The organism is Janthinobacterium sp. TB1-E2, assembly GCF_036885605.1.
Taxonomy (GTDB): Bacteria; Pseudomonadota; Gammaproteobacteria; order Burkholderiales; family Burkholderiaceae_D; genus Janthinobacterium; species Janthinobacterium aestuarii.
On sequence record NZ_CP142523.1, the window covers coordinates 2059751 to 2080165 of the forward strand.

Here is a 20415-nt window from a genome sequence, read left to right on the forward strand (position 1 = left end):
GCGCCCGGAGTGATTCGGGCGCCCTTTGCACAAGGACGGCGATTTCCCGTAATTATTACTATAAAGTTGTAACCAGCCCATGAAATGTCCATTTTGCCAGCACGGCGACACCCAGGTTCTCGATACGCGCGTATCGGAGGAAGGGGATGTCATTCGGCGCCGCCGCCGCTGCGGCAAATGCGACAAGCGTTTTACCACGTACGAGCGCATTGAACTTATCATGCCGGCCGTCGTCAAAAAGAATGGCAGCCGGACGGAGTTCGCTGCGGATAAGTTGCGCGGCAGTTTGATGCTGGCCTTGCGCAAGCGTCCCGTTGCGGCCGCCTCCGTGGATACGGCCATCGCGTCCATCCAGGAAAAACTGCTGACCAGCGGCCTGCGCGAAGTCGATTCCGGCTATATCGGCGAACTCGTCATGCAGGAACTCAAGCGCCTCGACAAGATCGCCTACATCCGCTTCGCCTCCGTGTACAAAAATTTCGAAGACCTGGCCGAGTTCCAGGATGCGATTGCCGAAGTGGGGCAGGCGCGCAAGCCCTGACCTTCGGCTTCTTGTTCACCTTAGTGAAGGCGGGGCTGCTTATGCGCTCCGTTTTCACCACGCCAAGGTTTGCCTGGCAAGCGGTCTGATCAATCCCAACGCTGTTCTTCTCGACTTATCGCCGTGCTGTTTGCGCCAGCGCAGACCCGGTTTTTTGCGCACGCCTATCTTGTAGCTGGGCCGCCTGTTCCTGCGACTCTTTCTGCGAAAGGGAGTAGCGCATGCGCAATAGCGGTCGCACTATGTTTCCTGTGGGGGGCAGCAGCCTCGTCGAGGTGCTGGTGTCGCTGCTGCTGTTGGCGCTGGGTCTGCTGGGCGCCAGCATCCTGCAACTGCACTCGCTGCGCGCGCGTCATGAGTCGGGGCTATTGTCGGCGGGCGTGCAACTGGCTGCCGGCATGGCCGAACGCATGCGCGCGAACAGCGTGCTCATGAATGGCCCCGATGCTGGCAATCCCTACCTGAACGTGGCCTACGCGGCGGCGGACGACGCTGAAGCGGGCGGCGGTGCGCCCGACTGCTTCGGCGCCACCGCCTGCAGCGCGGCCGAACTGGCGCAATTCGATATCGCCGAATGGAAGCAGCGGCTGCATGCGGCCTTGCCCGGCGCGCGCCTGCATATTTGCCGCGACACTTCCGCGTGGGATGCCGCCGCCCAAGGCTTGCAGTGGGCGTGCAGCGGCGGCAAGGGCGCGCCCATCGTTATCAAGCTGGGCTGGCGCGGCCGCCTGCCCGATGGCTCGCCTGCCGTGAATGCGGCAGGCGAGTCGTTGCCCAGGCTGGCATTCCAGCTGAGCGGAGGCGGCGCATGAACGAGGTCCTGTATCGGCATCGCGGCATGAGCCTCGTCGAATTGCTGGTGGCCCTGTCGCTGGGCGCGCTGCTGATGCTGGCGGCCAGTAGCGTGCTGCTGGCCGCCAGCGGCAGCTATGGCGACCAGTCCGCCAGCGCGCGCTTGGACGATAACGGCCGCTATGCACTCGACACCATCGCCCGCGCCGTGCGTCAGACGGCGTACGTAAACTGGGACAGCAGCGCCGCGCCCGTCGCCCATGCCGATGACGACAGCGCCAATGTGGCCGGGCTCGACGCGCGCAGCCTGGGCAAGAACAGCGAGGGCATCAGCGGCGCGCTGCCCGGCGCCCTGCATGGCAGCGACGTGCTGGCCTTGCGCTATTACGGCGCCGGCAAGGAAGAGGGTGGTGACGGTTCCGTGCTCAATTGCGCGGGCTTCGGCGTGGGCGTCGCGCAAACGCAGGCGCAGCGGGGCTGGAGCATTTTCTATGTGGCGCAGGGCGCCGATGGCGAGGGCGAGCTGCGTTGTAAATACCGTGGTGCGAACGGTTGGGGCGCGGACGCCATCATTCGCGGCGTCGACGGTTTCCAGGTGCTGTATGGTCTCGACACGGATACGCCGCCCGATGGCGTGGCGAACCGCTATGTCAACGCCAGCGCGCTCGACGCCTACGATGCGGCATTGGTACTGGAGGGCGCGGATGCGGCCGCGCGCCAGCGCGATCTGCACCGCCGCACGCACTGGAAGCGCGTGGCCAGCGTGCGTGTGGCGCTGCTGCTGCATGGCGAGGCGGGCCAGGCGGACAAGATGGCGGAACTGGGGCCGGCGCAGTTCGACCTGTTCGGCAAGGCCTATGCCGAGGCGCACGGCGCCAGCGACACGGGCGTGCGCATTGTGCGCGCGTCCTTGCCCGCCGCGACGCGCTTGCGGCTGCGGCAACTGGTGCAGACGAGCATCATGCTGCGCAACGGGCCGGCCTAGGCGGGCGGCGCGATGGCAGGCAGGGGCGTCCGCCGGTGCGAACCTTGGTGTCCATCTTGCGTACGCCACAGTGGCGCGACCCTCGTGTATGTGCTGTGCCTGCTGGTGATCATCTTGTTGCTGGGCATATCGGCGGCGCAGATGGCATTACAGGGCGAGAAGGCGGCGCGCGGCGAGCGCGACCGGCAGATCGCGTTTCAGGCGGCGGAGGAGGCATTGGTGGATGCGGAGAACGATATCGAAGGCTTGCCTGGCGCGCCGGGACGCAGCAGCCTCTTCGCGCCAGGTAGTGCGGCAGGGTTCGCGGACGGCTGCGGCGAGGGCGGCGCACTGGGCCTGTGCCTGCCCGCCGCCCCGGACGCACCGGCGCTGTGGCTGAGCACGGACCTCGATGGCGCCGAAGCTGGCAGCCGCACGGTGCCGTATGGCCAGTTTACGGGCGCCGTCATGCAGACGGGGCAGGGTTTTCTGCCGTCGCGCCGGCCCCGCTACCTGATCGAACTGCTGCCGTTTCATCCGCCCGGCGCGCAGGCTGCGGCAGCGGCCGGCGGTATGGCCACGGAAAGCTATGTGTACCGCATCACGGCTATCGGTTTTGGGGCGCAGGAAAGCACGCAAGTCGTGCTGCAAAGTTATTACCGCAAACAGGCGGTGGGAGCGGGGCCATGAGGGCTTTGATGTTTGCCTGGCTGCTGTTCGGCTGGATTTTCCTGGCTTGCGGCGCCGCCGTCGCGGGCGCTCCTCCCGTGGTGCTGGCGCGGGCCGACACGGGTTTGTACGGCGCCAGGGTGCTGCCGAATCTCCTGCTCAACCTGTCCCTCACGCACGCTGCCGCCGCTGCCGCGCATGGGGGCGACTATGCGCCGCAGCGCGAGTATGCAGGCTACTTCCATGCGCGCATGTGCTACAGCTATCCTTACCGCAGCAAGGATGGCGTCATGCTGCCGGACTTGCGCGTAGCGACCGCTTACTTTTCCGTGCTGAAACCGGCCGATGCCTTGCACGGCTGCGGCGGTGACAGTTTCAGCGGCAATTTTCTCAACTGGGCCAGTGCCAGCATGCTCGACATCGTCCGCTATGCGCTGACGGGCGGCGACCGCGTCATCGACGAAGTGCGCAAGACGGTGCTGCAGCGCGCCTACCTGCCCGACGCGGACAGCCCCATCGACTTCTTTGCCCACCCCGTCTTTTTCCCGCGCAAGCTCCTGCAGACCGGCGTGGCGGCCGCGACGCCGTTTGCGCTGGCGCAACTGGCCATCGTTTCTTGCCGCAACCGCTTGCTGTTCGGCGACGCCAGCTTGCCCCCGGGCGGCAGTTGCGACGCGCCCGGCGCTGCGGCCTCGCACGGCGTGTTCCTCGCGCGCGTGCGCGTTTGCGACACGGAAGAGGGGCCGTTGCGCGACGACTTGTGCCTCGCATATGGCAAGAACTACAAGCCGGTGGGCGCCGTGCAGCGCCATGGCGGCAGGGTGCGCGTGGGCGTGTTCGGCCACTTGAACGGCCAGCCCGCCAGCGCCGGCCCCGTGTATGGCGGCGTGCTGCGCGCGCCGCTGGCCCACGTGGGCAGGCAGCGCTGGGCGGCGCCCGATTTTATGCCGCAAGACAATGCCGACGCCGAGTGGAATCCCGCCAACGGCGTGTATGCGGCTCAATCTACGTCTCAGGCTGCGGGCTTTGGCGGCGGGGTGACCGCTTACATCAATGGCTTGGGCCGCGGCAATGCCGGGCATCCCGGTGCGTACGCGAAGGCGGCGCCGCTGGCTGAATTGCTGTACGAATCGCTGCGCTACCTGCAGGGACGGCAGGCAAGCCCTGTCGTGCCGCCAGCCACGGCCCCGCCTGCCATCGACGATGGCTTGCCGGTCGTGACGCCATGGAGCGACCCGCAAACAGCCAGTTGCCAGCGCCACATCGTCGTCAGCCTCGGCGATGCTGGCATGGCGGGCGACCGTTACGTGCCCGGCAATGCTCCTGTGATTCCCGCATCCAACGGCGACCGCGCACGCGCTGCCGATGGATTCGCGCCGCCGGCGTTCGACGCGATGGCCTGGACGCATGCGGTGGGCAGCCTGGAAAGCGGCGGCGCGCAGGGCAATCCCGCGCCGCGGCCCGACCTGGCGGCACTGGAATTGCTGGCCGACGGGGCTGGCGGCGCCAGCTACCATGCGGCTGGCTTGGCTTACTGGTCGCATGTGCAGGCTTTGCGTCCTGGCGGCAAGAACGACGGCGTTGCCAAGGTCGAGCACTACGCGGGCGACTTGCGCCAGGGCGACCCGGCCGCCATGCCCCTTTCTACGCCCTTGCTGTTGGCAGCCAAATATGGCGGCTTTCTCGATGCGAACGGTGACGCCAACCCGTTCACGAGCGCAACGGGCAGCGCGCTGGACGAGTGGAGCCTGGATGGCCGCTGGCCCGCCCATTACTTGCCCGGCAGCGATCCGGTCGCCCTGATCGCGGGACTGCGCGCAGCCTTTGCGGCCGCCGACAAGGCTACCTTGCCGGCGACGCTCGCCGGGCCGTCCCTGATGGCGCTGGCCAGCGGTACGGAAGAGGCATACTGGTTCCAGACGCAGCTGCGCCTGGCCGATGGCGGCATGACCGTGTCGCGCACCGCGTTTGCCGTGGGCGCCGATGGCGCAGTGCTTCCCGGCAAGCCATGGTGGCGCGCCGGCGGCCTGGATAAGCCTGCGCCGGATGGAGCGCCGCCGGCCTTGCGCCCCGTCTACACGCTCGATGCCAAGGGTGCCCTGATGCCGCTGGCCTGGAAGGGGCTCGATACGGAACAGCGCGGTGCATTCGACGGCGGCGATGGACGGGGAGAAGCGCGCCTGGCGTATCTGCTGGGCCAGCGCACGCACGAGGTGGGCCAGCCGGGCGGCTTCCTGCGGCGCCGCTCAGGTAGCCTGGGTACCGCGCCGCATGGCAATCTGTTGTACGTGGGCGCGCCCGGGCTGGGCATGCCGGGCGCCAGCTATGGCGTGCACCGCAAGGCGCTGCTGCAGCGACGCAAAATGCTGTACCTGGGCGCCAACGACGGCTTGCTGCATGGCTTCGATGCGCGTACGGGCAGCGAAGTGTTTGCCTATCTGCCGCAAGCGCTGCTGCGCGCTGCGTCAGCCGTTGCGAGCACTCACTACAGCCCTGGCCCGCTGCTCGACGGTGCGGCGGCCACGGCGGAAGTAATGGCGCTCGGACATTGGAAGACGGTGCTGGTGTCGGGTATGGGCGGCGGGGCGCAAGGCGTGTTTGCACTCGACATTACCGACCCGGCCCGCTTCGCGCACGACGGGGCGCTGTGGGAATTCACGGACCGCGACGACAGGCTGATGGGCAACGTGCGTGCGCCGCCCGCCTTCGCCCGCATCAACATGGGCGGCAAGGAGGGCGCGCCTGCCTACCGCGATTTTGCTGTCGTCGCCAGCGGCTATAACAACCATGTCAATGACGGCAAGGACACGACGGCGCCCGCATCGGCCGCCGCCATCTTCCTGCTGGCGCTGGACAAGGCGCCCGGCACGCCATGGACGTTGGGAAGTAATTACTTCCGGCTCAAGGTGCCTGTGGCCAGCGGTGGCGGTGATGGTGGCCATGACAGCGAGGCGGATACGGGCGCCAATGCCGCCCCCCACGCGCTGGGCCCGCCCGCCGTGGTGCCGGGTGGCGACGGCGCGCTGGCTTTCCTGTATGCGGGCGATTTGCAGGGCAATATCTGGCGTTTCGACTTGACTGGCGGGCCGCCGTGGAAGGATGGGCAGGGGCGCAAGCTCGTCTTTGTCGCGCGCGATGCGCTGGGCCGGCGCCAGCCCGTGACGCAGCAGCTGAACGTGGCCTACGCGCCCGGTGGCGGCTATCTGCTGCTGTTCGGCACGGGCAAGCTGGTAGAAGCGGCCGATACCTGGCCCGCCGCCTTTCTGTCGCAGTCGTTTTACGCCGTGCACGACGATGTGCGCGAGTCGTCCCCAACGCGCAGCCGGTCCGACCTGGAACAGCGCAGCCTGGGCGAGACGGCGGGCGGCGTGCGCGTGGACGGCGCCGAACTGCGCTACACAGGCAGCGACGCGATGCGCGGCTGGTACCTCGATTTTCTCGATACCGCGCAAACGGGCGAACGCAGCATCAACAGTGCCGTGCTGACCGCTGGCAAGGTGCTGTTCAATACCGTCCTCCCCGGGCGCGATCCTTGCGCCACGCCAGTCACCCGCCTGTACGTGCTCGACGTGCTGAGCGGTTTTGCCGCCGATGGCGCCGGGGTCGTGCAGGCGGGCGCGCAGACGGGACGCTTGTACGATGGCCTGGCGCGTGCGCCGCCGCTGGCGCTGGAACTGAACAGCACGGTGGGTGCCGCGACGGCGGCAGGGCGGGCCGAGGGGCGCAAGGAACTGGCCGTGCTGCAACCGGGCTTGCCCGGCGCTGCCAGCGGGGCGGTGCTCAAGGTTGTCAGCGCGCCGCTGCCGGCCCGGCGCCTGAGCTGGCGCGAAGTGGCGAACTGGCGCGAATTGCACGAGGCGGCCAAGAAAAAATAGGCTCGGCAAGGCGGGTGCTGCGTATCGGCTGGCGCTTTTTTGGGAAGAAGGGAGGTCGCATGGGAGCGCTGGCAAGCCGGAACCGGGCCGCAGCAAACGGTGGCGCCCCGTCTGCCGTCTTGGGCTTCAGCCTGATCGAACTGCTGTCCGCGCTGGCGATCATGAGCCTGCTGCTGGCGCTGGCCGTGCCCGCTTATCACGGTCACGTCGTGCGTGCCAAGCGGGTGCAGGGGCAGGCGGCCCTGCTGCGGCTGATGCAACAGCAGGAGCGCTATTACTCGCAAAACAATCACTATCTCGCGTTTTCCTCGTCGTCGCCGGCTTCGCAGGCGCAGCAATTCCCGTGGTGGTCGGGCGAAGAAGGTGCGGCCGGCAGCGCATATGAAATCGAGGCGCTGGCCTGTCCCGGCCTGGCGATCGGGCAATGCGTGCTGTTGCGCGCCCTGCCGGGCACGTCCAAGGTCGATGCGCAGTTCCAGGATGCCGATTGCGGCGTGATGTCCTTGAGCAGCACGGGCCAGCGCGGCAGCAGCGGCCCGGCCAGCCATTGCTGGCCCTAAGCCATGACCACGCGCAAGCGGCCACCGCGGAGCAGGCACACATTCGGGCGTACCCTCGGGCACACCATGCTCGAATTGCTGGCCGTGCTGGCGATTGCCGCACTGCTGGCGGCCGCCGCCATGCCCAGCTTGCAGCAGGTGCTGGCGCGCCAGCAAGTGCGCGCGGCGGCCACGGACTTGTTCTCTGCCATCGAATTGACGCGGGCGCAGGCGATGGCGCGCGGGCAGCGCGTGCTGCTGATGCCGGCCGGGCCCGGTGGCACGGATTGGCGCACGGGCTGGCTGGTCTTCATCGACCGCAATGCCAGCCTGGCGTTCGATGGCGATGACGAATTGCTGTTCCGCCAGGGACCGCTGCCGGAGGGCATCACGGCACAGTTCGTGTTCTCGTCGGCCACGGCGCCGTTTTATATCGCCTACAATGGCGCAGGACGCAGTTGCAGCGCGACCAATAGTCTGGCGGCGCGCTGGGGTACCTTGTCCCTGGCTTTGGGAAAGCAGGTGCGCCATATTAAAATCAATATGCTGGGCAGGGTGCGCGTGTGCGACCCGCAGCAGCAGGCGGCCAATTGCAGCGGCGTGGCCGACAGTTCGTAGCAAGACTGACCAATTACTCACCTTCAAGCAAAGTAGCCCGTGGAAATACTTAACGATATCGATGGCATGCGCCTGGCGCTGGAATGGGCGGCGCGCGGTCTGTACACGACCTCGCCCAATCCCCGCATCGGCTGCGTGATCGTCAGGGATGGCCAGGTGATCGGCGCCGGCGTGACGCAGGCGGCCGGGCAGGATCATGCCGAGGTGCAAGCGCTGGCCAATGCGGCGGCGCGCGGCAACGATGTGCGCGGCGCCACCGCCTATGTCACCCTGGAACCGTGCAACCACCACGGCCGCACGCCGCCATGCTCCGATGCACTCGTGCGCGCGGGGCTGGGCCGCGTCGTGGCCGCCATGACGGACCCGAACCCGCTGGTGGCGGGGCAGGGGCTGGCCAAGCTGCAAGCGGCCGGCATCGCCGTCACCACGGATGTGCTGGCCGACGAGGCCTATGAAATGAATATCGGCTTCTTTTCGCGCATGCAGCGCGGCAAGCCGTGGGTGCGCATGAAAACGGCGGCCAGCCTGGACGGCATGACGGCCTTGCACAATGGGCAAAGCCAGTGGATCACGGGGCCGCAGGCGCGCGCCGACGGCCACGCGTGGCGCGCGCGCGCCTGCGCCATCCTGACGGGCATCGGCACGGTCAAGGCGGACGACCCGCAACTGAACGTGCGCGCCGTGGAGACGCCGCGCCAGCCGCGCCGCATCGTCGTCGACAGCCGGCTCGACATCAGCCTCGACGCGCGCATCCTGCAAGGTGGCGGCACGTGGATCGTGGCGGCCGTCGCCAACCCGGAAAAGGAAGCGCAGCTGCAGGCGCTCGGTGCGGAAGTCATCGTGCTGCCGAACGGGGACGGCAAGGTCGACCTGCCCGCGCTGATGCTGGAACTGGGACGGCGGCAAATCAATGAAGTCCACGTCGAGGCCGGCGCCAAGCTGAATGGTTCGCTGATACGCGAAGGCTGCGTCGACGAGTTGCTGGTCTACCTGGCGCCCACCTTGCTGGGCGATGCGCAAGGCATGTTTGACTTGCCCGCATTGACGGATATCAAGCAACAGCGCACTTTGCAATTTCACCAGGTTCAGCAAGTGGGCGAAGATGTGCGTATCCTTGCAAGATTCGCCCAGCGCAATTAATACTTTTACACTTTATAGGGTTAGTTCATGTTTACAGGAATTGTTGCCGCCATCGGCAAGATTGAAACCGTGCAGCCGCTCGACGGCGGCCTCGATGCAGGCGTGCGCCTGAACATCCACGCGGGCGGCTTGCCGCTGGCCGATGTGGCCCTGGGCGATTCGATCGCCATCAATGGCGCCTGCATGACGGTGGTGGAAAAATCGGACACGGGTTTCGCCGTCGATGTCTCGCGTGAAAGCCTCAATTGCACCGTGGGCCTCGATACCACCACGGAAGTGAACCTGGAAAAAGCCCTGACCCTGGCCGAGCGCTTGGGGGGGCACCTGGTCTCCGGCCACGTTGACGGCCTGGGCATCGTGCGCAAGTTCGAAGCCGTGGGCGAATCGTGGGAACTGGTGATCGAAGCGCCCCATGAGCTGGCGAAATACCTGGCCTTCAAGGGTTCCGTCGTCGTCAATGGCGTGTCCCTGACCGTCAACCGGGTGGAAGACTTGGGCGCGGGCGCCGTCAACGGCTGCCGTTTCTCGATCAACCTGATCCCGCACACGATTGCCATGACGACCCTGAAACACTTGACGGTCGATGGCAAGGTCAACCTGGAAATCGACCTGATCGCCCGCTATGTCGAGCGCATGTTGTCCTTGGACAAGGCTGCCGCTTAACACCACAGCTTGAAGCAGCACACCAGCGGCCTTGCCAAGCGTGTGTTGCTTTTCTTTCAGACGCGCATACTATGAAGCTTTCCGCAGTGGAGGCTAGCCATGGACCCGATTTCGCGCGCAACCGTGCCCAACACCATCCCGGCCACGTCCCGCGTGGGCGAGACGGTACCGCTGGCGCCGCTGGCGCCTGCGCTGCCCGTGCCGCCGTCCAGCGCGGCGGCGGCCCTTGCCATCCAGTCCTCGACCCAGGTCGACATCTCCCCGCTGGGCCAGTTCCTGTCCGGCGTGGCCTTGTCGCGCCGGCAACTGCTGGCCTTGCAAGGCGCCACGGAAGAGGCCAGGGCGGCAAATACTCCCGTGAATGTCAATGACGACTTGCTGGCGCTGGCGCGGCAGTTGACGGAATCGTTCGCCCAGCTGCAAACGAGCGGCATCGACGCCAGCCAGCTGGCGACGGCCGGCGACACGCCGGGCAGCCTGGCGCAGCGCTATGATTTATTGTCGGGCGACGGCACGACGGATGCGGCCGCCGCGCTGGCGCAGGACGGCAGCTTGCTCACGCAAGCGCAGCTGGCCCGTATCGGCATCGACTTGCGCAATGAAGATGTCGATGCGCCAACGTTGCAAGCCGCCTATGCGGCGGACAGCAATGCCACCCTGGACGCCTTGCAACAGGGAACGGACGTGCTGGCACAGGTGGGCGCCGTGCTGGCCCGGCAGCAGGGCGCGCCGCTGGAGGCCAATGTCGAAGCGGATTTAACGGGCGAAACATTGCCGTCCGGCGCCGTGCAGGCGTCGCAAGCCACGCAGCCGCAGGCCGTCGACGTGGCGCCGCCGCAAACGGCTGCCATCGCACAGCGGCAGCTGGAACTGCAGCAGCAACTGGAAGCGGAAGAGCTGAACCTGGACTTGCAGGAACTGCGGCCGCCACCGGCGACAGCCGGCCAGGATCTGCAGCAGGCGCAGAAGGCCGGCCAGCAGCGTTTTGACGCCCAAGATATCGACACGCAGCGCCTGGACGCCGAACGCCAGGCCCCGCGGCAGGAAGACGCGCGCCTGGACGCATTGCGCCAGGATCAATTGCAACAGACGCAGCGCGAAGAGCAGGCACAGGCGGCAGCCGATGCGATGGAGCGTGCACGGCTGACCTCGGCACAGCTGGCCGACAGCGATGCCCAGCTGCGTGCGCAGGCAGAGGCCGCGCGTGCGCAGACCCAGGCGCGCGATACCCAGTTACAGGCGCAAGCAGGACTGGAGGCGACGGCCCAGGCCCAGCTGGCCCAGCAAAATGCCCAGGCGCAGCAGCAAGCCGCGCAAGCAGCGGGCCAGGCCGTGCCCTTGCCCTCATCGCAAGACCCATCCGTGGCGGCGGCCATTGCCGCCTATAACCTGAACAATGCAGCCCTGAATCCCGGCCTGATGAACCGGCCAGTGCCGGCCAGCGACTCGCGCCTGCCGCTGGTGGCGCCCGTCGCTGCCGTGGAACCTGTCAAGCCCGTGCCTAAAATCTAGGGCAGCAGGGTCGCGTCCAGGGTGATGTTGGCTTTCAGCAGCTTCGATACGGGGCAGCCAGCCTTGGCCTTGCCCGTCAATTCCTCGAACTTCGCCTGGTCGGCACCCGGGATCTTCGCTTTGAGGATCAGGTGGACGGCCGTGATGGCGAAGCCGTCGTCGACCTTGTCGAGAGTCACTTCGGCCGTCGTCTCCATCTTTTCCGCCGTCAGGCCCGCTTCGCCGAGGATCAGCGACAGGGCCATGGTGAAACAGCCCGCGTGGGCGGCGCCGATCAATTCCTCGGGATTCGTGCCCGGCTTGCCTTCGAAGCGGCTGGCAAAGCCATAGGGATATTCCTGCAAGGCGCCGCTGCGCGTGCTGATGGCGCCCTTGCCATCCTTGATGCCGCCTGACCAGATGGCCGATCCGTTGGTTTTCATATTGCCGCTCCTGTGTGGGGTGTCGCTGCGAGTGGGGTATCAGCGCCGTGGCGGTGACTGGCTGATCTTATGCTCTTTGCAAGGCCGGCGGCGCGCGCTTTGCCGCCGCCGTGTGCGCCGGATCGGGGAATCGGCGCTTTGTGGGGCAGGCAGGGAGGCGGCCTGCATATTGGTGTTGCTGGACTGTCTTATTTCAGGTCTGCAAGCGCTAAATCCTTTAAAATAGCAGGTTATAAGAAAATTCCCGGAAATTCGCGGAATATTCTCGCTTGATGTTTCAGGTTTAGGTTCAGTTTTTAGTTACATTAACAACGCCTGGCAAAACCGTCGCGAGCGGAAGGGAGAGGTGGCCGAGAAGCGCAACCGTACGAAGGTACGGTGAGCATCGCAGGCCGCCTATACCGACGCGCAGCAGGTTTTGGCAGGCGTCATAAGAGGATGAACAATGTCTATATCCAGCACCGAAGAGATCGTCGCTGAATTGCGCGCCGGCCGCATGGTGATACTGGTCGATGAAGAAGACCGGGAAAATGAAGGCGATCTGGTGCTTGCCGCCGATTTCGTGACGCCTGAAGCCATCAATTTCATGATCACGCATGCGCGTGGCCTGGTCTGCCTGACCCTGACGGAAGAGCGTTGCGACGAGCTGAACCTGTCGATGATGACCTCGCGCAACGGCACCGCCTACGGTACCAACTTTACTGTTTCCATTGAAGCGGCCGAAGGCGTGACGACGGGCATTTCCGCCGCCGACCGCGCCAAGACCATCCAGGTGGCTGTTGCCAAGGGCACGCAGCCCAGCGATATCGTCCAGCCCGGCCATATCTTCCCGCTGAAAGCGCAAAAGGGCGGCGTGCTGATGCGCGCAGGCCATACGGAAGCCGGTTGCGACCTGACGGCCATGGCCGGCTTGACGCCCGCATCCGTGATTTGCGAAATCATGAAGGACGACGGCACCATGGCGCGTCTGCCGGACTTGCTGGTGTTTGCCGAGCAACATGGCCTGAAAATCGGCACGATTGCCGACCTGATCCATTACCGCAGCCAGACCGAGTCCCTGGTCGAACGCGTTGCCGAGCGCACCCTGCACACGGCGCATGGCGAATTCCGTTTGATCGCCTTCCGCGACAAGCCCAGCGCGTCGGCCCATCTGGCCCTCGTGCATGGCGACCTGGCTCCCGGCCTGGAAGCGCTGGTGCGCGTGCACCAGCCCGTTTCCCTGCTGGACGTGCTGGAAAGCGAAGCGACCACCCACTCGTGGACGGTGGCCGCCTCGATGGCCGCCATCAAGCAGGCCGAGCGTGGTGTGATGGTCTTGCTGAACTGCGGCGAGACGTCGAGCGAGCTGTTTGCCCAGTTCGCCGCCCTGGACACGCCGCAAGCCAAGCCGAAAGGCCGCGCCGCCAGCATGGACTTGCGCAGCTATGGCATCGGCGCGCAAATCCTGCGCGACCTGGGCGTGAGCAAGATGCAATTGCTGGCCAGCCCCCGCAAGATGCCGTCGATGGTCGGTTTCGACCTGGAAGTAACCGGTTTTCAGTGCCATCCTGGCCAGACGCCTAACTAAATCTACTGCGCGTCGCGATTTGCGGCCTGCGATGCTCACTGTACCTTCGTACAGTTGCGCTTCTCGACCACAACTCGCTGCCGCTCGCTACGATTTTGTCAGGCGTCAATGTGAGAGTAAACGATGGCGGCATGTGTGTGTCGCCCTGAACCACCAGATTAAAGAGGCTTATGATGACAGTAGGAGCATATGAAACCAATTTTGCCGGCGAAGGTTTGCGCGTCGGTATCGTCCAGGCACGATTCAATGAAATCGTCGGTGGTGGCTTGCTGTCGGCATGCCTGGAAGAGTTGAGCAAGCTGGGCGTGGCCGATGAAGATATCCTGCACGTGACCGTGCCGGGCGCCCTGGAAATCCCACTGATTCTGCAAAAAATGGCAGAAACCGAGCAATTCGACGCCCTGATCGCACTGGGCGCCGTGATTCGCGGTGAAACCTACCACTTCGAGCTGGTATCGAACGAATCGGGCGCGGGCATCACGCGCGTCGGTCTCGATTACGGCATCCCGATCGCCAACGCAGTGTTGACGACCGAAAACGACGAGCAGGCGGAAGTGCGCATGCTGGTCAAGGGAGCCGAAGCGGCACGCGTGGCAGTGGAAATGGCCAATCTGGCGCAAGCGCTGGAAGAGTTGCAAGACACAGACGAGGATTAATCGTGCTTGCGCCGCAGTGTGCTGCCTGGCAGCGCACCGCGGTATTCGTCACTATCTGCAGTAAATACGTATTTAAGAACAGGTAACAATCATGACTGAGAAAAATTTGCTCGCCAATCCCAGCAAAAACCGCACGCCGCGTCACCGCGCGCGCGAGTTTGCGCTGCAGGGCTTGTACCAGTGGCTGCTGAACAATGAAGACGCGACCACCGTCGTGAACAATATTCGCGCGGCCCACGGTTTCGACAAGGCCGATGGCGATCATTTCACGGTGCTGCTGTACGGCGCCATCAAGGATTCGCTGGCGCTGCGCGAAAGCATGGCACCATTGATCGACCGCAATATCGCTGAACTGTCGCCGATCGAACATGGCATCCTGCTGATCGGCGCTTTCGAGCTGAAGAACAACATGGAAATCCCGTACCGCGTCGTCATCAACGAAGCGGTCGAGCTGGCCAAGTCGTTTGGCGGTATCGACGGCCACAAGTATGTGAACGGCGTGCTCGACAAGCTGGCAGTGAAATTCCGCGAGGAAGAAGTCAACGCCAATAAGCGCAAGTAATATAGCGTAATCCCTGCGGCTGCTGCCGCAGGGCAATAAAAAAGCCACCGGCACTTGCGTGCGGTGGCTTTTTCATTGGGTGCTGCTTTTTGGATGCCCCTGTGAGGGCTTTTAAAGGGTCACAGGCCGGCGATCTCGTTGTGGGGTAATACTTTGATGGTGATGCCGCTTTCCGCTACCGCTGCCGGTGCCTTGGCTGGCGCTGGCGTGTTCGATGCCATCACCGGTGTCGTGGTCGGCACGCGCTGGCCGGCGGACACTTGTTTCAGGCGGCGGTATTCGGCCAGCACGCGCGAGCCGTAGCCCGAGTCGGTGGCGAAGTTGGCGGCGCCTACGTAGGTTTTCAAGCCCGCTTCGACGGAACCGCCACGCGTGACGTAGTCTTTCAGGATCAGGGAGCCGACGCGGATGTTGGCGACGGGGTTCAGGGCTGCTTGCACGCCGCCCATTTCCTGGAAGCGCTCATGGTGCACTTTCGACATGACTTGCATCAAGCCTTGTGCGCCGACGGGGCTTTCCGCGAACGGGTTCAAGCCCGATTCGATGGCCATCACGGCCAGGATCAGCAGCGGGTCCAGCTTGATTTCACGGGCCGTCAGGTACGCCGTCGACACGAGCATATTGGTCGCGTCGTTGGCCACGCGGTAGCGCTTGGAGAGCCAGTTGGTGACCCATTGCTGCTGCTTTTGCGTGCCCAGCAAGGCTTTTTCTTCCTTGCTCAGCGGCGCGTCGCTGGCGGCGGCCGTTTGTACGGAAGCGGGCGCTTCCATCAGTGCCGACAGGGCCGGCGCTTCAACGGCTTGCGCTTCTGCCATTGGCAGCGGGAACAGGCTGTGCGTCAGTTGCTTGCCCAGGTCAGGGCGGAACATCAGCAGGGCGATCAGTGCCAGGGCGGAAATGCCGAAGACTGTCAGTGTGTGTTGCGCAGTGGTTAAAACGCCACGTGCCGAAATGGCTTGTGCGCGGGCGCGCAAACGCGCCAACGCTGGCTGACCAGCCACGGTTGAAGCAGGTAATGCTGCTTCAGTGCTACGATGAGTCATAGAGTTCCCCGAAATGTCGCGTCAACAGGCAGTCCCTCCGCGGTGTCGCGGTGTTGTGGGTACTGCCAATGCCGTGCATCAGAAATATCATCGTTTCCGCCGCGTATGGATGCGTGCGAGAAACGCCGTCATTGCTTGCTTGAGCTGATCGGTCCCATGCTGGTATTGGATCAGTCGCAATACAACTTTTACCGGGGGTAAGGCAGACGCCTTTTGAAAACACTCCTTAAAATGTCATGTGGAGCCCCGACTCCGTGAATGAAAGAGAAACGCTAAAATCAAGCTCTGGGCCGGCGTGCTCTTTCAAGTTGGGCGAATTGTAGAAGCCGTTTTATATCAAGTCAATACTAAAGAATCGTTTCTTTATTACTTTTATGTCTTACTTTTTGACTTGCATTGTGCTAAAAGCCAATAAAATCAATTACTTGGCATAGATCCTTCAGCAACGGCGTCCGACGTCAAAAAAAATTAAAAACACATGAAATATTCAGATTTACGAGATTTTATTTCTCAACTGCAACAAATGGGTGAACTTAAGCCCATTTCGACCCCCATTTCACCGATTTTGGAGATGACGGAAGTGTGCGACCGCACCTTGCGCGCGGGCGGACCGGCCTTGCTGTTCAATAATCCGACGGGACACACCATGCCGGTGCTGGGCAACCTGTTCGGCACCACGCGCCGCGTGGCGCTGGGCATGGGCGCGGAAGACGTCAGCGAGTTGCGCAAGATCGGCCATGTGCTGGCGCGCTTGAAGGAACCGGAACCGCCGAAGGATTTCAAGGATCTGCTGGGCCTGGGCTCGCTGGTGAAATCCGTGTGGGACATGTCGCCGAAGGAGTTGCGCGGCGCGAAGTGTCAGGAAATCGTTTGGGAAGGCAACGACGTCGACCTCGCGCGCCTGCCGATCCAGCATTGCTGGCCCGGCGACGTCGCCCCCCTGATCACCTGGGGCTTGGTGATTACCAAGGGGCCGAACAAGAAGCGGCAAAACCTCGGCATCTACCGCCAGCAAGTGCTGGGACGCAATAAGGTCATCATGCGCTGGCTGGCGCACCGGGGCGGGGCGCTGGACTTCCGCGAGCACGCGATTCAAAGCAAGGGCAAGCCGTATCCGATCGCCGTCGCGCTCGGTGCCGATCCCGCTACTATATTAGGGGCCGTCACGCCGGTGCCGGACAGCCTGTCCGAATACCAGTTCGCCGGCTTGCTGCGCGGCAGCCGCACGGAGCTGGTGAAAGCCATCGGCAGCGAGCTGCGCGTGCCGGCATCGGCCGAAATCGTGCTCGAAGGCCATATCTATCCGGACGAAAACCATCCGAGCGGCTACGAGCATGCGCTGGAAGGGCCGTATGGCGACCACACGGGCTACTATAATGAGCAGGACAGTTTCCCTGTGTTTACCATCGACCGCATCACCATGCGCCGCGATCCAATCTACCACTCCACGTACACAGGCAAACCGCCGGACGAGCCGGCCGTGCTGGGGCTGGCGCTGAATGAAGTGTTCGTGCCGCTGCTGCAAAAGCAGTTCAGCGAAATCACCGACTTCTATCTGCCGCCCGAAGGCTGCAGCTACCGCATGGCCGTGGTGCAGATCAAGAAACAGTATGCGGGCCACGCCAAGCGCGTGATGTTTGGCGTGTGGAGCTTCTTGCGCCAGTTCATGTATACCAAGTTCATCGTCGTGGTCGACGAAGACGTGAATATCCGCGACTGGAAAGAAGTCATCTGGGCCATCACCACGCGTGTCGATCCGATCCGCGACACGACCCTGGTCGACAACACGCCCATCGACTACTTGGACTTCGCCTCGCCGGTCAGCGGTCTGGGCAGCAAGATGGGTATCGACGCGACGAATAAATGGCCGGGCGAAACGACGCGCGAATGGGGCACGACGATTGCCATGACGCCGGAAGTGAAGGCCAAGGTGGATGGGATTTGGCAGGAGCTGGGTTTATAGGTAGTGACGTAGGTCGGCTTAGCGCGCAGCGCGTAAGCCGACGTTGCGGTGCTTGCTTGTTCGTGGTTTGCTTGCTCAGTAGCGTCGGCTTACGGCCTGCGGCCTAAGCCGACCTACGCCCACCTACGCCGACCTACTCAGCATTCACACGGCAATTTCCCAATCTTGCGCAGGTCGGTTATAATTGTCCTTGGCGGGCCCCTGCGCATCGTGGCATGGCTAACCTGGTCAGGTCGGGAACGAAGCAGCCACGGCTATTAACCATGAGTGCCGCAGATCAGGCTCGCCTCCTTCGGGAATGTTTTATCAGGATCAACAATCAAGCTGCCATGGGCAGCTTTTTTGCTTTTACGGCCCCGTTTTCTTGTCGATCCGCAGCATTGCCGGGCTTGCCGTGTTTTCACTGTTTCTAGCTGGCCATGTTATACAATTGCTGCTTTGCCGCGTTTGCCAGATTTGTCCTGGCCCGGCCATGAGGCTTGCGCCCGCCGCGCAGGATCACCCGCAAAATCGCATGGTAAAATCTCAGCATGTCCTATCAAGTCCTCGCCCGTAAATACCGCCCCAAGAATTTCGAGACGCTCGTCGGCCAGGAGCACGTCGTGCGCGCGCTCACGCATGCCTTGCACAGCGGCCGATTGCATCACGCCTATCTGTTCACGGGCACGCGCGGCGTCGGCAAGACGACCCTGTCGCGCATCCTGGCCAAGTCGCTCAATTGCATCGGCCCCGATGGCACGGGCGGCATCACGGCCCAGCCTTGCGGCCAGTGCGAAGCGTGCACGGCGATCGACGCGGGACGCTTTGTCGACTATATAGAGATGGATGCGGCGTCGAACCGCGGCGTCGATGAAATGGCGCAGCTGCTCGAGCAAGCCGTGTATGCACCAAGCAATGCGCGCTTCAAGGTCTATATGATCGATGAGGTGCACATGCTGACGAACCACGCGTTCAATTCCATGCTCAAAACCCTGGAAGAACCGCCCGAGCATGTCAAGTTCATCCTGGCCACGACGGACCCGCAAAAGATTCCAGTGACCGTGCTGTCGCGCTGCCTGCAGTTCAACCTCAAGCAGATGCCGCCCGGCCACATCATCAGCCACCTGGACAATATCCTGGGGCAAGAGGGCATCACCTTCGAACAGCCGGCCTTGCGCCTGCTGGCCCAGGGCGCCCACGGCTCCATGCGCGATGCGCTGTCCCTGACGGACCAGGCCATTGCCTACGCGGCCGGCGCGGTGACCCTGGACGCCGTGCAAGGCATGCTCGGTGCGCTCGACCAATCGTACCTGGTGCGCCTGCTCGACGCGCTGGCGCAGCAGGATGGCGCCGATCTGCTGGCCGTGGCCGACGAGATGGCGTCGCGCAGCCTGTCGTACAACGGCGCCCTGCAAGACCTGGGCACCTTGTTGCACCGCATTGCGCTGGCGCAAACCGTGCCCGCCGCCTTGCCGCAGGATTTACCCGAATACGCGGACATCGTCCGCCTCGCTGCCGCGTTTGACGCGGAAGAAGTCCAGCTGTTTTATCAGATCGCCGTGCATGGCCGCAATGAACTGGGCCTGGCGCCCGACGAATATGCGGGCTTTACCATGACCTTGCTGCGCATGCTGGCCTTTCGGCCCGGCATAGGCGGCGCCGAAGGTGTACCTGCTGCCGCGCCAGCTTCTGTATCGGGCAATCGTCCTGCTGCCGTGGCCGCCGCGCGCGCCGCGGCCGGCGCATCCGCACCGGCCGCCCGCGCCGCCACGAACAGCGTGGCCAGCCATGCAGCCGTGACCCCGCCCGCCGTGGTCGCAGCCGCTGCCGCCAGCATGGCCCGCAGCGAAGCGCCGCCACCACGCGCGGCCGCTCCGGCACCGGCACCAGCAGCTGTAGCCGCCCCGGCGCCAGCACCAGCAGCGCCGCCACCTGCCGCTCCGGCTGCGGCCGCCCCGGCAGCTTCGGGCGCCCCCATCAGTTCCGCCCGCGCCGCCATCAATGCGGCGCTGGAAGCGGCCCGTGCCGCCTCGAAAGGCCGTCCGGGCAGCGCGCCATCGGCGCCATCGTCGGCGCCCAAGCCGGCTGCCCCCGCACCGGCAGCGGAACCTGTCTCCGCAGCGCCAGTGGCACCGGCCGCACCGGTCCAGGCAGCACCGCCACCACCCGCCGCCGCGAAAGCGCCTGCGCCGTGGGACGATGCGCCACCGGTCGCCGTGATGGAAGCGCCAGTGGCCGCTACGGCACCCGTGCAGCAGGCGCGTCCTGCCGCGCCGCCGCCACAGCAGGCGCCCGCCGACGACGACTTGCCGCCGTGGGTCACCGAATTTTCCGACGACAGCGCCTCGGCTGCCGTGTCGGCGCCCGCCGCGCAAAGCAGCGAACAGCCGGCCGTCATCATGCCGCAGCGTGCCGCCAAGCAAGCTGCACCGAGCGGGCCATATGTGATTACACCCGTGCCGGGCCTGGACTGGGACGGCAACTGGCCAGCCGTTGCCGCCGTGCTGCCCCTGCGTGGCATCGCCCAGCAACTGGCCGTGCAGGCCGAGCTGATCGAATGCCTGCACGACGGCCACAGCACGACTTTCCGCCTGCGCGTGCCGATCGATACGTGGCGCAGTCCGGCCAACGTGGAAAAACTGGCGGCCGTGCTCAGCGAGCGCTTCGGCCGCAAGGTCAATGTCGACACGGAACTGGGCGCCGTCTGGTACACGGCCAGCGCGGAAGCGCAGGCCCACCGCGAGGCGTGCCAGCTGCAAGCGGAAGAAACCATCGCCAGCGATCCCTTCGTGCTCGACATGAAGCGTGCATTCGACGCTTTTGTTGTGCCGGGAACGATTACCCCTGCACCGGCCGGCTCCGCCGCGCCGACCCTGCATTAATGATTAACAAAACTCATAAACTGAATTG

17 protein-coding genes and 1 other RNA gene are annotated in these 20415 nt (G+C 64.5%); 16 read left to right on the top strand and 2 right to left on the bottom strand.

All coding sequences use genetic code 11. The features are described 5' to 3' along the window. Nucleotides 1–79 precede the first annotated feature (79 nt). The 10 genes from nrdR to OPV09_RS09340 all read left to right on the top strand — a co-directional run bounded on the left by nrdR (nucleotide 80) and on the right by OPV09_RS09340 (nucleotide 11313). Complete coding sequence (nrdR, locus tag OPV09_RS09295) at nucleotides 80–541, top strand: transcriptional regulator NrdR (protein ID WP_338681347.1); 462 nt, start codon at nucleotides 80–82, stop codon at nucleotides 539–541. A gap of 242 nt (nucleotides 542–783) precedes the next feature. Continuing rightward, nucleotides 784–1353, top strand: coding sequence for a type IV pilus modification protein PilV (pilV, locus tag OPV09_RS09300; RefSeq protein ID WP_338681348.1), 570 nt, complete (start codon nucleotides 784–786; stop codon nucleotides 1351–1353). Next, entirely contained in the window at nucleotides 1350–2318 is a 969-nt protein-coding gene (locus tag OPV09_RS09305; RefSeq protein ID WP_338681349.1) for a PilW family protein, read from the top strand. The genes pilV and OPV09_RS09305 overlap by 4 nt, the downstream gene beginning before the upstream one ends. 12 nt (nucleotides 2319–2330) lie before the next feature. Next, nucleotides 2331–2987 (top strand): pilus assembly PilX family protein, encoded by a 657-nt coding sequence (locus tag OPV09_RS09310; protein WP_338681350.1) that lies wholly within the window; start codon nucleotides 2331–2333, stop codon nucleotides 2985–2987. After that, nucleotides 2984–6841, top strand: a complete 3858-nt coding sequence (locus tag OPV09_RS09315; protein WP_338681351.1) for a pilus assembly protein — start codon at nucleotides 2984–2986, stop codon at nucleotides 6839–6841. The genes OPV09_RS09310 and OPV09_RS09315 overlap by 4 nt, the downstream gene beginning before the upstream one ends. Before the next feature lie 59 nt (nucleotides 6842–6900). Continuing rightward, on the top strand, nucleotides 6901–7401 hold the full coding sequence (locus OPV09_RS09320) for a type IV pilin protein (RefSeq protein ID WP_338681352.1): 501 nt from the start codon (nucleotides 6901–6903) through the stop codon (nucleotides 7399–7401). 66 nt (nucleotides 7402–7467) lie between these two features. Beyond that, the gene (locus tag OPV09_RS09325; RefSeq protein ID WP_338681354.1) at nucleotides 7468–7998 is read left to right on the top strand and encodes a GspH/FimT family protein; all 531 of its coding nucleotides are present in this window, start codon (nucleotides 7468–7470) and stop codon (nucleotides 7996–7998) included. 39 nt (nucleotides 7999–8037) lie between these two features. After that, nucleotides 8038–9138 (top strand): bifunctional diaminohydroxyphosphoribosylaminopyrimidine deaminase/5-amino-6-(5-phosphoribosylamino)uracil reductase RibD, encoded by a 1101-nt coding sequence (ribD, locus tag OPV09_RS09330; protein ID WP_319993189.1) that lies wholly within the window; start codon nucleotides 8038–8040, stop codon nucleotides 9136–9138. A 27-nt stretch (nucleotides 9139–9165) separates the two neighbouring features. After that, the gene (locus OPV09_RS09335) at nucleotides 9166–9801 is read left to right on the top strand and encodes a riboflavin synthase (RefSeq protein ID WP_034786589.1); all 636 of its coding nucleotides are present in this window, start codon (nucleotides 9166–9168) and stop codon (nucleotides 9799–9801) included. Between the two features lie 99 nt (nucleotides 9802–9900). After that, nucleotides 9901–11313: a hypothetical protein gene (locus OPV09_RS09340; protein ID WP_338681356.1), complete on the top strand. Its 1413-nt coding sequence runs from the start codon at nucleotides 9901–9903 to the stop codon at nucleotides 11311–11313. On the opposite strand, the gene OPV09_RS09345 is transcribed toward OPV09_RS09340, so the two are convergent. Further along, nucleotides 11310–11735, bottom strand: coding sequence for an OsmC family protein (locus OPV09_RS09345; protein ID WP_034759136.1), 426 nt, complete (start codon nucleotides 11733–11735; stop codon nucleotides 11310–11312). The two genes, OPV09_RS09340 and OPV09_RS09345, sit on opposite strands and share 4 nt — an antisense overlap. Before the next feature lie 445 nt (nucleotides 11736–12180). Here OPV09_RS09345 and ribBA point away from each other — a divergent pair, with 445 nt between their 5' ends. The 3 genes from ribBA to nusB all read left to right on the top strand — a co-directional run bounded on the left by ribBA (nucleotide 12181) and on the right by nusB (nucleotide 14520). Then, complete coding sequence (ribBA, locus tag OPV09_RS09350; RefSeq protein ID WP_034759133.1) at nucleotides 12181–13302, top strand: bifunctional 3,4-dihydroxy-2-butanone-4-phosphate synthase/GTP cyclohydrolase II; 1122 nt, start codon at nucleotides 12181–12183, stop codon at nucleotides 13300–13302. 173 nt (nucleotides 13303–13475) lie between these two features. After that, nucleotides 13476–13958 carry a 6,7-dimethyl-8-ribityllumazine synthase gene (gene ribH / locus OPV09_RS09355; protein ID WP_034759563.1) on the top strand — a complete coding sequence of 161 codons (483 nt, stop codon included), beginning with the start codon at nucleotides 13476–13478 and terminating at the stop codon, nucleotides 13956–13958. A 91-nt stretch (nucleotides 13959–14049) separates the two neighbouring features. Beyond that, nucleotides 14050–14520: a transcription antitermination factor NusB gene (gene nusB, locus OPV09_RS09360; RefSeq protein ID WP_034759129.1), complete on the top strand. Its 471-nt coding sequence runs from the start codon at nucleotides 14050–14052 to the stop codon at nucleotides 14518–14520. Between the two features lie 119 nt (nucleotides 14521–14639). On the opposite strand, the gene OPV09_RS09365 is transcribed toward nusB, so the two are convergent. Next, nucleotides 14640–15563 carry a lytic transglycosylase domain-containing protein gene (locus OPV09_RS09365; protein ID WP_051992030.1) on the bottom strand — a complete coding sequence of 308 codons (924 nt, stop codon included), beginning with the start codon at nucleotides 15561–15563 and terminating at the stop codon, nucleotides 14640–14642. Nucleotides 15564–16041: 478 nt separating this feature from the next. Here OPV09_RS09365 and ubiD point away from each other — a divergent pair, with 478 nt between their 5' ends. The 3 genes from ubiD (at nucleotide 16042) to dnaX (ending at nucleotide 20387) form a co-directional block, all read left to right on the top strand. Beyond that, nucleotides 16042–17526 carry a 4-hydroxy-3-polyprenylbenzoate decarboxylase gene (gene ubiD / locus OPV09_RS09370; RefSeq protein WP_083292446.1) on the top strand — a complete coding sequence of 495 codons (1485 nt, stop codon included), beginning with the start codon at nucleotides 16042–16044 and terminating at the stop codon, nucleotides 17524–17526. 192 nt (nucleotides 17527–17718) lie between these two features. Next, nucleotides 17719–17817, top strand: an RNA gene (gene ffs / locus OPV09_RS09375) — signal recognition particle sRNA small type. A gap of 239 nt (nucleotides 17818–18056) precedes the next feature. Beyond that, nucleotides 18057–20387 carry a DNA polymerase III subunit gamma/tau gene (gene dnaX, locus OPV09_RS09380; RefSeq protein ID WP_338681360.1) on the top strand — a complete coding sequence of 777 codons (2331 nt, stop codon included), beginning with the start codon at nucleotides 18057–18059 and terminating at the stop codon, nucleotides 20385–20387. The last annotated feature ends 28 nt before the right edge of the window (nucleotides 20388–20415 follow it).

Coding starts and splice junctions, on each gene's coding strand:
- nrdR (WP_338681347.1), top strand. CDS start 80: ATGAAATGTCCATTTTGCCAGCACGGCGACACCCAGGTTCTCGATACG.
- pilV (WP_338681348.1), top strand. CDS start 784: ATGTTTCCTGTGGGGGGCAGCAGCCTCGTCGAGGTGCTGGTGTCGCTG.
- OPV09_RS09305 (WP_338681349.1), top strand. CDS start 1,350: ATGAACGAGGTCCTGTATCGGCATCGCGGCATGAGCCTCGTCGAATTG.
- OPV09_RS09310 (WP_338681350.1), top strand. CDS start 2,331: ATGGCAGGCAGGGGCGTCCGCCGGTGCGAACCTTGGTGTCCATCTTGC.
- OPV09_RS09315 (WP_338681351.1), top strand. CDS start 2,984: ATGAGGGCTTTGATGTTTGCCTGGCTGCTGTTCGGCTGGATTTTCCTG.
- OPV09_RS09320 (WP_338681352.1), top strand. CDS start 6,901: ATGGGAGCGCTGGCAAGCCGGAACCGGGCCGCAGCAAACGGTGGCGCC.
- OPV09_RS09325 (WP_338681354.1), top strand. CDS start 7,468: ATGCTCGAATTGCTGGCCGTGCTGGCGATTGCCGCACTGCTGGCGGCC.
- OPV09_RS09335 (WP_034786589.1), top strand. CDS start 9,166: ATGTTTACAGGAATTGTTGCCGCCATCGGCAAGATTGAAACCGTGCAG.
- OPV09_RS09340 (WP_338681356.1), top strand. CDS start 9,901: ATGGACCCGATTTCGCGCGCAACCGTGCCCAACACCATCCCGGCCACG.
- OPV09_RS09345 (WP_034759136.1), bottom strand. CDS start 11,735: ATGAAAACCAACGGATCGGCCATCTGGTCAGGCGGCATCAAGGATGGC.
- ribBA (WP_034759133.1), top strand. CDS start 12,181: ATGTCTATATCCAGCACCGAAGAGATCGTCGCTGAATTGCGCGCCGGC.
- ribH (WP_034759563.1), top strand. CDS start 13,476: ATGACAGTAGGAGCATATGAAACCAATTTTGCCGGCGAAGGTTTGCGC.
- nusB (WP_034759129.1), top strand. CDS start 14,050: ATGACTGAGAAAAATTTGCTCGCCAATCCCAGCAAAAACCGCACGCCG.
- OPV09_RS09365 (WP_051992030.1), bottom strand. CDS start 15,563: ATGACTCATCGTAGCACTGAAGCAGCATTACCTGCTTCAACCGTGGCT.
- ubiD (WP_083292446.1), top strand. CDS start 16,042: ATGAAATATTCAGATTTACGAGATTTTATTTCTCAACTGCAACAAATG.
- dnaX (WP_338681360.1), top strand. CDS start 18,057: ATGTCCTATCAAGTCCTCGCCCGTAAATACCGCCCCAAGAATTTCGAG.